Source organism: Streptomyces sp. SID14478, from assembly GCF_010548525.1.
Lineage (GTDB): Bacteria > Actinomycetota > Actinomycetes > Streptomycetales > Streptomycetaceae > Streptomyces.
Map to the genome: position 1 here is coordinate 1 of NZ_JAAGMG010000518.1, position 11,612 is coordinate 11,612.

Annotated in this window: 9 protein-coding genes and 1 pseudogene; 3 read left to right on the forward strand and 7 right to left on the reverse strand. The window is 70.6% G+C overall.

What is annotated here, in order from left to right:
- The 3 genes from G3I40_RS16960 to G3I40_RS16970 all read right to left on the reverse strand — a co-directional run.
- Nucleotides 1-2,088: NB-ARC domain-containing protein (locus G3I40_RS16960; protein ID WP_164302990.1), on the reverse strand; the 2,088-nt coding region annotated here is incomplete at its 3' end.
- Nucleotides 2,089-2,214: 126 nt separating this feature from the next.
- The gene (locus G3I40_RS16965; protein ID WP_164302991.1) at nt 2,215-2,898 is read right to left on the reverse strand and encodes an HAD family hydrolase; all 684 of its coding nucleotides are present in this window, start codon (nt 2,896-2,898) and stop codon (nt 2,215-2,217) included.
- A gap of 77 nt (nt 2,899-2,975) precedes the next feature.
- Complete coding sequence (locus G3I40_RS16970) at nt 2,976-3,491, reverse strand: hypothetical protein (RefSeq protein ID WP_164302992.1); 516 nt, start codon at nt 3,489-3,491, stop codon at nt 2,976-2,978.
- A gap of 282 nt (nt 3,492-3,773) precedes the next feature.
- Between G3I40_RS16970 and G3I40_RS16975 the strand changes: the two genes are divergently transcribed.
- Nucleotides 3,774-4,220: an Rv3235 family protein gene (locus G3I40_RS16975; protein WP_343244946.1), complete on the forward strand. Its 447-nt coding sequence runs from the start codon at nt 3,774-3,776 to the stop codon at nt 4,218-4,220.
- 100 nt (nt 4,221-4,320) lie between these two features.
- Here G3I40_RS16975 and secA read toward each other — a convergent pair whose 3' ends face one another.
- Nucleotides 4,321-7,131: a preprotein translocase subunit SecA gene (secA, locus tag G3I40_RS16980; protein ID WP_164302993.1), complete on the reverse strand. Its 2,811-nt coding sequence runs from the start codon at nt 7,129-7,131 to the stop codon at nt 4,321-4,323.
- A 197-nt stretch (nt 7,132-7,328) separates the two neighbouring features.
- Here secA and G3I40_RS16985 point away from each other — a divergent pair, with 197 nt between their 5' ends.
- Both G3I40_RS16985 and G3I40_RS16990 read left to right on the forward strand, forming a co-directional pair.
- Nucleotides 7,329-7,901 (forward strand): GNAT family N-acetyltransferase, encoded by a 573-nt coding sequence (locus G3I40_RS16985; protein WP_164302994.1) that lies wholly within the window; start codon nt 7,329-7,331, stop codon nt 7,899-7,901.
- Between the two features lie 30 nt (nt 7,902-7,931).
- Nucleotides 7,932-9,095, forward strand: a complete 1,164-nt coding sequence (locus G3I40_RS16990; RefSeq protein WP_164302995.1) for a crosslink repair DNA glycosylase YcaQ family protein — start codon at nt 7,932-7,934, stop codon at nt 9,093-9,095.
- A gap of 106 nt (nt 9,096-9,201) precedes the next feature.
- Here G3I40_RS16990 and G3I40_RS16995 read toward each other — a convergent pair whose 3' ends face one another.
- From G3I40_RS16995 to G3I40_RS17005, 3 genes and pseudogenes are all read right to left on the reverse strand, one after another.
- Nucleotides 9,202-9,954 (reverse strand): response regulator transcription factor, encoded by a 753-nt coding sequence (locus tag G3I40_RS16995; protein WP_164302996.1) that lies wholly within the window; start codon nt 9,952-9,954, stop codon nt 9,202-9,204.
- A gap of 230 nt (nt 9,955-10,184) precedes the next feature.
- Nucleotides 10,185-10,940, reverse strand: coding sequence for a ribosome-associated translation inhibitor RaiA (gene raiA / locus G3I40_RS17000; RefSeq protein WP_164302997.1), 756 nt, complete (start codon nt 10,938-10,940; stop codon nt 10,185-10,187).
- A 278-nt stretch (nt 10,941-11,218) separates the two neighbouring features.
- Nucleotides 11,219-11,612: pseudogene (locus tag G3I40_RS17005) on the reverse strand (ComF family protein); the annotation flags it as partial.

The window sequence follows — 11,612 nt, forward strand, 5'->3', positions numbered from 1 at the left end:
GACCCCGCCCCGCCGCGGCGCGGGCGGCTCCCCCGGCACCTCCGCCTGCGACCGCACCGCGGCCAGCACCTGGGCGCCCGACAGGTGCGCGCCCACCTCGCTCCAACGCGCGAACTCCGCGTCCCCCAGCGCCTGCCGCACCGCGCCCCGCGACCTCTCCTGCTCCTCGAACAGCGAGGGCAGCATGCCCACCGGGTCACCGCTCAGCTTGCGCGCGCTCTCCGCGTACCCGAGCAGCCAGGCCGCCCGCACGAACCGCTTCTCGTGGGCCGCGGACCAGGCCAGGACGAGGGTGCACATCGCGGCGATGAGCACCTCGCCGATCTCGGCGGCGGCCTCAAGACCCCGGCACAGCGGCGCGAGGGCCTCCCGCCGCTCGCCGGAGAGCCACAGGATCACGCCCTGCACCATGAGCGTGGAGCTGAGCAGCTGCCGCTCGCCGGTGCCCTCCAGGAACGCCAGCCCGGTACGGCACAGCTCCAGGGCGCGGGCGGTCTCGCCGAGCGCCGCGAGCACCACGGCGCCCTCGTAGTGGATGACGGCGATGCCGAGCCCGTCGCCGCTCGCCACGATCCGCTGCCGCGCGTCCTCCATGTCCGCGAGCCCGTCGTCCTGCCCGCACAGCGCGTTCAGCCCGCCCAGATAGGCCTCGCAGAACAGCGCCACCCGGTGGTTCCCGGAGGCCCGCGCGACCTCGACCGCCCGGTGGAACAGCTCCAGGGCCCCGGGCAGATCGCCGGTCCACACCGCGAACTCGGCCACCATGAACCGGCCCCACGACTGCGGCTCACCCGTCTCGTCGAGCTGCGCGAGCCCCTTCTCGATCCAGTACCGGCCCTCGGCGAGCGCGCCGAGCGCACGCCAGTACGGCCCGAGCTGCGCGGCCAGCTGCAGCGCGGAGGGCGCCAACTCATCTTCCCTGTAAGCGTATTCGAGCGCGGCGCGCAGATCGGCGTTCCCGGCGTGCAGCGTCCGGTGGTGCCCCGGCTGCGCGGACGTGAGGAACTCGTCCCAGTAGCGCCGCCCCAGGTCGCGGTAGTAGGCGAAGTGGCGCCGCCGCACGGCGGTCGCCTGCCCCGACTCCTCCAGCCACTCGGCGCCGTACTCCCGGATCGTGTCGAGCAGCCGGTAGCGGCTCCCGTTCTCCCCGATGCGCTGCACCACGGACTTGTCGACGAGCCCGATCAGACACTCCAGCACTTCCTCGGCGCTCAACTCACCGCCGGACGCCACCACTTCGGCCGCCGTCAGCTCGAACGACCCGGCGAACACGGACAGCCGCGCCCACACCAGCCGCTCCTGCGGCGTGCACAGCTCGTGCGACCAGCCGATGGCCGTCCGCAGCGTCTGATGCCGCGTCAGCGCGGTGCGACGCCCGCCCGTGAGCACCTCGAACCGCTGCCCGAGCCGCTCCACCAGCTGTGCGAGCGGCACCGCCCGCAGCCGCACCGCGGCCAGCTCCAGGGCGAGCGGGATGCCGTCCAACCGGGCGGCGAGCGCTGCCAGTTGCCCCCGGTTGGCGTCGGTCACGGTGAAGTCCGGCACGACGGACGAGGCCCGCTGCACGAACAGCTCCAGGGCGTCGTCGGGGCCGAGCGGGGCGAGCGCGCAGCAGTGCTCGCCGGGCACGTCGAGCGGCTGCCGGCTGGTGGCGAGGACGCTCACTCCGGCCGCCTCCCGCAACAGCACGTCGGTGAGCATCGCGCAGGCGTCGACGAGGTGCTCGCAGGTGTCGAGGACGATGAGCAGCCGCCGCCCCTGCAGATGCGCGACGACCGCGTCGAGCGGCTCCATGCCCGCCTGTTCGGGCAGTTCGAGCACGGCGGCGAGCGTCGCCGGGATCAGTTCGGGGTCGCGCAGCGCGCTCAGCTCGACCAACCAGACCCCGTCGGGGAACCGCTCGCCGAGACCGGCCGCCGCCCGCAGCGCCGTACGGCTCTTGCCGACCCCGCCGGGGCCGACCAGCGTGACCAGTCTGGCCTGGCCGAACGCGCCCTGCACCTGGGCCAGTTCGGCCGCTCTGCCGACGAACGTGGTGACCTCGACCGGCAGTTGCCCGCCCCGTCGCTGCCCGAAGCCGAAACCCATGGTCCGCGCCCCCCGTTGTGTCCCGTCGCACCCTGCCGCACCGCTGATCTCCTCACAGAGTACGCAGCCACACGCGGAGCGTGAACGAAGTCGGAACAGAAGCCTCGCGCGAGGCCCCCGGGACGGTCAGGCCGCGGCCGCGATCCGCTCCGCCTCGCGCACCGCCTCGGCGAGGGTGTCCACGACGGGCGCCCCCACCCCTTCGAGGCTGGCCCGGCTGTGCGAACCGCCGGTGTAGAGCACGGCCCGCGCGCCCGCGCCCAGCGCGGCGACCGCGTCGTCGGCCGCGTCCCCGATGACGACGGTCCGCTCGGGCGCCACCCCCGCGACGCCCTCCAGGACGCCCAGGTGGCGCACCATGTGCTCGGCCTTGCTGCCGCCGGAGGGGCCGATGCGCCCGTCGACCCGCAAGAAGCGCTCCGTGATCCCGAACCGCCGCACCAGGGGCACGAGTTCCTCGTGCTCGTACATGCTGAGGATGGACTGGCTGCGCCCGGCGTCCTGCCACCCGGCGAGCAGCAGCTCGACGCCCTCGGCGAGCCCGCACGCCACGGCGTGCTGCGCGTAGTGCCGGTGGAACGCCTCGTCCATCACGAGCCACTCGTCGGCGGTGGGCAGCCGCCCCATCAGCCGCTCGTAGAACTTGGGCACCGGCACGCAGTACAGCGCGCGGTACTTCTCCATCGTGATCGGGGCGAGCCCGAGCTCCGCGAAGGCGGCGTTGGTGGCGCGGATGATGGCGTCGTTGTCGTGGAACAGCGTCCCGTTCCAGTCCCAGACGATGTGCGCGGCGGCTGTCTGCTTCCCCATCCCCCGAACGTACCCCCACGCCCCGGGGACCCCTCAAGCGGTCAGGGCCTGTGCGGGGGCCCCAGGGCGGACAGCCCCTAGTCCCCGCGGTTCACCAGGTTCGCGATCTCCTGCGTGGCGAACCACAGCAGCTCGTGGTCCTCGGCCCCGTCCACGACGAACTGGGCGTCGTCGTCGCCCTGGTCCGCGGCGCCGAGCGCGCTCGCCGCGGCGGTGACGTCGGCATCGGCGTCGTCGGCGTCCACGTGCACGGCGGCCGCCTTGGACAGCGGCACGGCCTCGCGCACGGTCACCTCGCCGAGCGCGCCCGGGTCGAGGCCCCGGTCGGGGTCGGCGACTGCGGCCTTGTCCGGTACGTCCACGGCGACGACGACCCGCCGGCGCGGAGCCCCGGGGTCGCCCGCGATCAGCCGCAGGGAGGCCAGCGCGGCGCGGTTGAGGGCCGCGTACTCCAGCTCCTCGATGTCGTCGGAGAGGTACCACTCGCGCAGCGCGGGCGTCACGGCGTACGCGGTGAGCGGCACGGGCCCCAGCTCGCCCGCCTTGTACGCCTCTGCGAGTCGGGGCAGGGACAGAGGTACGTACACGCGCATGACGGACCGCTTTCGTCGTTCGTCGGGGTCTGGCAGGGGGTCTTCAGGATACGTGCGCGAGTCCCCCTTCGGGCTGCCGCCCGCCCCCGTCCCGCACGTCAAGGCGGCTCCGCCGGTTCACCCGCCCCGCCCGCCGGGCGACCGGCCCGTCCGCCTCCCGACCACCCGGATAAGTGAACTCCCCGGCCCGGACCGGCCCGGCCCGCCATCCCTTGCGCGGCCCGCGTCACTCCCCGTACAAGATCCCCAACACAAAGTTACCGACTGGTATCCGGAGGCGATGTGCAGGGCGACGTGCAGCAGAAGGTGATGACCAGGCGAGGACCCCGGCGGACCACGCGTCCGCCGACCCGGCACGACACCCGCCGTCCGGGCTCCGGGCGGACGCCGCCCCGGCCTCCGCTGCACCCGACGGAGCTGTTCACCGAGCGCCTGCTGCTCGTGCTCAGCGGCCAGCGGCCGACGCACTGGTTCGCCCGGCACACCGCCGACCAGGCCTACGAGGACCTCCTGTGGCTGGCCGCCCGCGGCCCGCTCGGCCCGGCCCGCCCCACGATCCACCGCATCGGCCACTTCGAACCCTCCACCGGCACCTACGAGGTCTTCGCCCGCATCACCGCGGGACCCCGCCTGCACGCCCTCGCCTTCCGCCTGCACCTGGCCACGGACCGGCGCTGGCGGGTCACGGCGGTGGAACTGGACGGCCGCCCGCCGAGGGAGACGTTCTAGCGGCCCGTACGCCCGGCACACGCGGGGAACGTACGACGAAGGGCCGGGCACCTCGCGGGTGCCCGGCCCTTCGCTCAACGACTACGCCTCTCGGCGACCGTCACTTCTTGCGACGACGCCCCTTCGACTGCTTGCGGCGCTCGGCCCGCGTGAGGCCGTCCGACTCGGACCGCGCGGGCCCGCCCTCGGTGACGAAGTCGCCCTCGTCGACACCGCCCTCGGCGTTCGGCGCCTGGAAGTGGAGCCGGTCGGGACGCTGCGGGGCGTCGAGCCCCTTGGCGCGGATCTCCGGGCGCGAGCCGGCCTGCGCAGGTACCGCGTCCTCCTTGTCGAGCGACGTGGTGGGCGCCGCGTCCTCGACCGGGACCTCCTCGACCTGCTGCTCGACCTGGACCTCCAGGTTGAACAGGTAGCCGACGGACTCCTCCTTGATGCCCTCCATCATGGCGGTGAACATGTCGAAGCCCTCGCGCTGGTACTCGACCAGCGGGTCCTTCTGGGCCATGGCCCGCAGGCCGATGCCCTCCTGGAGGTAGTCCATCTCGTAGAGGTGCTCACGCCACTTGCGGTCGAGCACGCTCAGCACGACGCGGCGCTCCAGCTCCCGCATGATCTCGGACCCGAGCTGCTCCTCGCGCGCCTCGTACTGCGCGTGGATGTCGTCCTTCACGGCGTCCCCGATGAACTCGGCGGTGAGCCCGGCACGGTCGCCGGCCTCCTCCTCCAGCTCGTCCACCGTCACCTTGACCGGGTAGAGCTGCTTGAAGGCGCCCCACAGCCGGTCGAGGTCCCAGTCCTCGGCGAAGCCCTCGGCGGTCTCGGCCGCGATGTACTCGTCGATGGTGTCGTCCATGAAGTGCTGCACGTGCTCGTGCAGGTCCTCGCCCTCAAGGACACGACGGCGCTCGCCGTAGATGACCTCGCGCTGGCGGTTGAGCACCTCGTCGTACTTCAGGACGTTCTTCCGCGTCTCGAAGTTCTGCTGCTCGACCTGCGACTGCGCGGAGGCGATGGCCCGCGTCACCATCTTGTTCTCGATCGGCACGTCGTCCGGCACGTTGGCCATGGACATCACGCGCTCGACCATCTGCGCCTTGAACAGACGCATCAGGTCGTCGCCGAGGGAGAGGTAGAAACGCGACTCACCGGGGTCGCCCTGACGGCCGGAACGACCGCGCAGCTGGTTGTCGATGCGCCGCGACTCGTGCCGCTCGGTGCCCAGCACGTAGAGCCCGCCGAGGTCCTTGACCTCCTCGAACTCCGCCTTGACGGCCTGCTCGGCCTTGTCCAGGGCGGCGGGCAGTGCCGCGGCCCACTCCTCGACGTGCTCGACGGGGTCGAGCCCGGCCTGGCGCAGCTCGGCCTCGGCGAGGTCGTCCGGGTTGCCGCCGAGCTTGATGTCGGTGCCTCGGCCGGCCATGTTCGTGGCGACGGTGACGGCGCCCTTGCGGCCGGCCTGGGCGATGATCGGCGCCTCACGGTCGTGCTGCTTCGCGTTCAGCACCTCGTGCTGGATCCCGCGCTTGCTGAGCTGCTGCGAGAGGTACTCGGACTTCTCGACGGAGGTCGTGCCGACGAGGATCGGCTGGCCCTTCTCGTGCTTCTCCGCGATGTCGTCGACGACCGCGTCGAACTTGGCGACCTCGGTGCGGTAGATCAGGTCGGCCTGGTCGTTGCGGACCATCGGCTTGTTCGTCGGGATCGGGACGACGCCGAGCTTGTAGATCTGGTGGAACTCGGCAGCCTCGGTCATCGCCGTACCGGTCATGCCGGAGAGCTTGTCGTAGAGGCGGAAGAAGTTCTGCAGGGTGATCGTCGCAAGGGTCTGGTTCTCGTCCTTGATGTCCACCCCTTCCTTCGCCTCGATCGCCTGGTGCATGCCCTCGTTGTAGCGGCGGCCGGCGAGGATACGGCCGGTGTGCTCGTCGACGATCATGACTTCGCCGTCGATGACGACGTAGTCCTTGTCCTTCTTGAAGAGTTCCTTGGCCTTGATGGCGTTGTTCAGGTAACCCACGAGCGGGGTGTTCACCGACTCGTAGAGGTTGTCGATGCCCAGCCAGTCCTCGACCTTGGCAACGCCGGGCTCGTGGATCGCGACGGTGCGCTTCTTCTCGTCGACCTCGTAGTCGCCGGTCTCCTCGATGCCCTTCAGCTGGTTGCCCGCCTCGCCCTTCTTCAGGCGCGTGACGAGCTTGGCGAAGTCGCCGTACCACTTGGTGGCCTGGTCGGCGGGGCCGGAGATGATCAGCGGCGTACGGGCCTCGTCGACGAGGATGGAGTCGACCTCGTCGACCACCGCGAAGTTGTGGCCGCGCTGGACGAGCTCGTCCTGGGACCACGCCATGTTGTCGCGCAGGTAGTCGAAGCCGAACTCGTTGTTCGTGCCGTAGGTGATGTCGCAGTTGTACTGCTCGCGGCGCTGCGCCGGCGTCATGTTCGCCAGGATGCAGCCGACGCTCAGCCCCAGGAACTTGTGGACGCGGCCCATCATCTCGGAGTCACGCTCGGCCAGGTAGTCGTTCACCGTGATCAGGTGGACGCCCTTGCCGGACAGCGCGTTCAGATACGTCGGCAGCGTGCCGACCAGGGTCTTGCCCTCACCGGTCTTCATCTCGGCGACGTAGCCGAGGTGGAGGGCCGCGCCGCCCATCAGCTGGACGTCGTAGGGGCGCTGGCCCAGCACGCGCCGGGCAGCCTCACGCACGGTTGCGAACGCCTCGGGGAGCAGGTCATCGAGGGTCTCGCCGTCCTCGTACCGCTGCTTGTACTCATCCGTGAGCGCACGCAGCTCGGCGTCGGAGAGACTCTCGAAGTCCTCTTCGATGGAGTTGACCTGGTCCGCGATGCGGTGCAGCTTGCGCAGGATCTTGCCTTCGCCTGCACGCATGATCTTCTGGAGGACGGACACGCGGTTGGTCTCCTTGCCGGTCGGGCCTGGCACGGTCGGTTACTCAAGCGACAGCCTGAGCAACGGCCATCGTATGCGAGGACCCCACCGCGCCGGGAGGTCTGCCATCAGGTCCAACGGACAGGCACCGCGGAAGGTGCCGGTAAGGTGCACGAAAAGTGATGGCATCGCACCTCTGTCCCTAGCAGAATCGGGCGATGGACCCCGTGACGCTGACCACCGACCGCCTGCAGCTGCGCACGTTCGTGCCCGCCGACATCGACGAGGTGCACGCGGCGGCCCAGGATCCCGACATTCAGCGCTGGACCACGATTCCCTCGCCGTACGCGCGCGTGGACGCGGAGTACTTCATCAACCGCGTGGTCGCGGAGGGCTGGCGCACCGACTCCGAGTACACGTTCGCGATGCGCACCGAGGAACAGGGACCGATCGTCGGCGCCGTCGCCCTGCACCACCCGCGCGCGGGTGCGTGGGAGGTCGGCTTCTGGACGACGAAGGAGTTCCGCGGCCGGGGCTACATGACGGAAGCCGTCCTGCGCGTGGCCCACTGGGCCTTCACCGACCTCCTGTGTACGCGCCTGGAATGGCGTGCCGAGGTGGGCAACGCGGGCTCGCGCACGGTCGCCGAGAAATCCGGATTCACCCTTGAGGGCGTGCTCCGCGCCGGCCTGCCGAACAAAGGCGTGCTGCGCGACAGCTGGGTCGGCTCGCTGCTCCCCTCGGACCTGGGCCTGCCGGGCGCGCTGCCGTACCTCCCGGCGCGGGCCTGACTGTCAGTGGCTGCCCCTATCGTTCGGGGCATGACGACCCTGCCGCGTCCGGCCGCCGACCTGTCCGCCGCCGAAGCCCGCCGCATCGCGCTGCGCGCACAAGGATTCCTCGGCGCCCCGGACCGCAGGGGCGGGGTCCGCGGGGTGCTGCGCCACCTCGGAGCGGTGCAGCTCGACACGATCTCGGTACTGGCCCGCTCGCACGAGCTGATTCCGTACGCGCGCCTGGGCGCGACGGGACGCCAGAAGGTCGAGGCCGCGTACTGGACCGACCGTCACGCCTTCGAGTACTGGTCGCACGCGGCCTGCATCCTGCCCATCGAGGAGTGGCCGCACTTCGCGTTCCGCCGCCGCGCCTACCGCGCCCGCCCGCACTGGCACCACGACCTGCCCGACGGGGCGTACGAGCAGGTGATCAAGCAGCTGCGCGCCGAGGGCCCGCTCACCGCCACGGAGCTCGGCGGCGCGAAGAACAAGGGCGAGTGGTGGGACTGGTCGGAGTCGAAGGTCGCCGTCGAGCGCGCGCTGATGTACGGCGAGGTGGTGTGTGTCGAGCGCCGCTCCTGGAAGCGGGTCTACGACCTGGCCGAGCGCGCGATCCCCGCCGAGTTGCTCCATGACGACCTGGACGACCTGGAGTGCGTGCGCCGCCTGGTGCGTCAGGCGGGCGAGGCGCTGGGGGTCGGCACGCGCGCGGACATCGCGGACTACCACCGCCTCAAGAGCGAGCAGTTCGACGCGGTGATCGGGGACACGGGTCTGGTCCCGGTGACGGTCGAGGGCTGGTCCAAGCCGGCCTGGGCGGACCCGGTGGCGCTGGCGTCGACGCCCCGCGGCCGCCACCGCACCACGCTCCTGTCGCCCTTCGACTCCCTCGTCTGGGAGCGGGCGCGCACGGAGCGGATCTTCGGTTTCACGCACCGCCTGGAGGCGTATGTGCCCAAGCCGAAGCGGATCCACGGCTACTTCGCGATGCCGGTCCTGGCCGGCGGCCACCTGGTGGGCCGGGTCGACCCGGCGCGCGAAGGCACCACGCTGGTCGCCAGGCAGGTCTCCCTGGACGGCCCGAAGGCGGTGCCGGCCGTGGCACAGGCCCTGGTGGAGGCCGCGGGCTGGGTGGGCTGCGACAGCGTGCGCGTGGAGCGCCTGGACGTACCGGAGCTGAAGCGCTCGCTCGTCAGTGCCCTCGGCTAGGGCCTGCCTTCACCCTCCCGTCGTCGTCCGAAGAGGGGCCTTGCGCCCGGTGCGGCGAGAGCGCGTGCCAGGCGTCGTGGGGCAGACGGGAGTGTGCAGACAGGTCCTAGCGGATCTCCAGGATCTTCTCCCGCATCGCGTAGACCACGGCCTCCATCCGGGAGTGCAGCTGCAGCTTCTCCAGGATGTTGCGCACGTGGTTCTTCACGGTGTTCTCGGAAATGAACAACTCCTTGGCGATGTCCCGGTTGTTCATGCCGGTGGCGACGAGCTTGAGCACTTCGAGCTCCCGGTCGGTCAGCCGGGGCGCGGGCACGAGCCGGCGCTCGTCGGTGCGCTGGATCATCGACTTGAATTCGGTGAGCAGTTTCGACGCCATCGAGGGACTGATCTGCGACTGCCCGTCGGCCACCGCGCGAATGGCCGTGGCCACCTCGTCGGTCGAGATCTCCTTGAGGAGATAACCGGTCGCGCCCGCCTTGATCGCGTCGTAGAGGTCGGCTTCCTCGTCGCTGATCGTCAGCATGATGATCTTGGCGCTGGGTGCCACCTCCTTGATGGAGGTGCAGGCCTCGATGCCGCCTCTCTTGGGCATCCGTACGTCCATGAGGACGATGTCCGGCAGCAGGTCGGCCGCCTTGTCCACCGCCTCCGCGCCGTCACCGGCCTCGCCGACGACCTGGATGTCCTCCTCGGCCTTGAGGACGATCTCCAGGCCGCGCCGGAACAGCGCATGGTCGTCCACCACAAGGACCCGGATGGGCTCCTTGCGCGGGGAGCCCGCGCCCGGTCCCATGCCGGCGCCGTCGTCGGCAGTGCCGGCGTCCGTGCCCCGCATCGGTCCGAAGCTGTCCGCCATCGTTCCTCCCCCTGAAGGCCGTGGCCCGTCTTCCTGTGCCGCGCCAACCCGAGGCGGCGACAAGCCGGTTGGCCCGGCTCGGCCATGATTTCATGCCTCGGGGTCCGCGCGTCGTCGGTGCGGTGCACGAGGGGGTCGCACAAGGGTGCCCCCGGGGGCGCACGCGCACTCCAGGGGCACCGGATGAGTGGGTTTTCGGCCAGCCTGCCGACAGGGCGGGCCGCGGCGGCTCAGCCGCCGATGGCGTCGCCCCCGTCGGCGCCGTGCACCTCGGCGACCATGGGGTCGGTGGTGAGGTGGATGACGCCGTAGTCGTAGGCGTGCCGCCGGTAGACGACGCTGGGTTCCTTGGTCTCGGAGTCGACGAACAGATAGAAGTCGTGCCCGACGAGTTCCATCTCGTAGAGCGCCTGATCGAGCGTCATGGGCGCCGCGACGTGCGTCTTTTCGCGCACGACGAGCGGGCCTTCGCCCTGGACCTCGAGCGAACCCATCTTGGTGGTCGGTACGCCGCCGGCCTCGGAGCCGTCGGTCTCGGCGAGGGAACCGTCCCCGTTGAGCGTCGCGGCGTCCGGGACGCGCTCGGCGACCTCCGCCGCGGAGATGCGCTTGGTGCCGCGCCGTGTCGACCTCTTGCTGTGCTCCTTGCGCAGCCGCGCGTCCAGCTTCTCCGTAGCGAGATCGAGCGCCGCGTACGGGTCGTTCGCCGAGGCCTCCGCCCGGATCACGGGGCCGCGCGTGCGCAGCGTGATCTCCACGCGGTCGCACCGGTCGGCCTGCCGGGGGTTGGGCTCCTTGGACACCTCGACGTCCAGGCTCATCACCTTGCCGTCGAGCTTCTGGATCTTCTCCAGGTTCAGCTTCTCGGCCACGTGCTTCCGGAATCGCTCCGGTACTTCGGTCTTGCGGCCCTTGACGACGATGTCCACGCAGAACTCCGTTCCCGGATAGCTCCGCTCCTGTGGCGGAGCATCTCCCTCTTGCACCAGGCTCCGGCCACTTCCGGAGCCTCGGACTCGGTGACTTCCACCTCCTCCTCCCCCGCGGACAAGATCTCCACCCCACCGGCCCGGATGATTGCGCAATCTCTCCGCAAACCCATGGCACGGCATTCCGATATGCGAGGTACCACGCTCGTCTTTCTGACCGAGTTCCTCACAACCGAACATATCTCGCCCGGACGGATGTCGTCACCCTCTACTGGCGCGTACCTCCATTCAGGTGAATAGATCCTCTCGCTACCTGCAACGACACAGATTGTCGGTCAGTTCCGGTTTATTTCGAAGGAATCCGGCGAAGCCGCGATCACGGCTGCGCGAACCCTGTCCTGCCCCACCATTCCGGGACCCGTCACAGAGCGTTCCCGAACGGCTCCGCTATCCCCGGTACCCGGTGTCGAGCTCGTCAATACACGTATTGCGCGCGCCGCCTCGGCCAGCGAAGCGCCGGTCGTCATGAGGTCGTCGACCAGCACGATCCGGCCAACTTCCGTGAGCAGCCCACCTCCACCGCCCACCACCTCCAGCGCACCGGTCACATTGGCGAGCCGCTGCCGGGCGTCCAGGCCCGCCTGGTCGGCCACCGCGCGCCGCTGCCGCAGCACCGCGAGCACCCGGGCGGGCACTCCCGCCCGGCGCAGCTCGGCCGCCGCGGCGCAG

Coding starts and splice junctions, on each gene's coding strand:
- G3I40_RS16965 (WP_164302991.1), bottom strand. CDS start 2,898: ATGGGGAAGCAGACAGCCGCCGCGCACATCGTCTGGGACTGGAACGGG.
- G3I40_RS16970 (WP_164302992.1), bottom strand. CDS start 3,491: ATGCGCGTGTACGTACCTCTGTCCCTGCCCCGACTCGCAGAGGCGTAC.
- G3I40_RS16985 (WP_164302994.1), top strand. CDS start 7,329: ATGGACCCCGTGACGCTGACCACCGACCGCCTGCAGCTGCGCACGTTC.
- G3I40_RS16990 (WP_164302995.1), top strand. CDS start 7,932: ATGACGACCCTGCCGCGTCCGGCCGCCGACCTGTCCGCCGCCGAAGCC.
- G3I40_RS16995 (WP_164302996.1), bottom strand. CDS start 9,954: ATGGCGGACAGCTTCGGACCGATGCGGGGCACGGACGCCGGCACTGCC.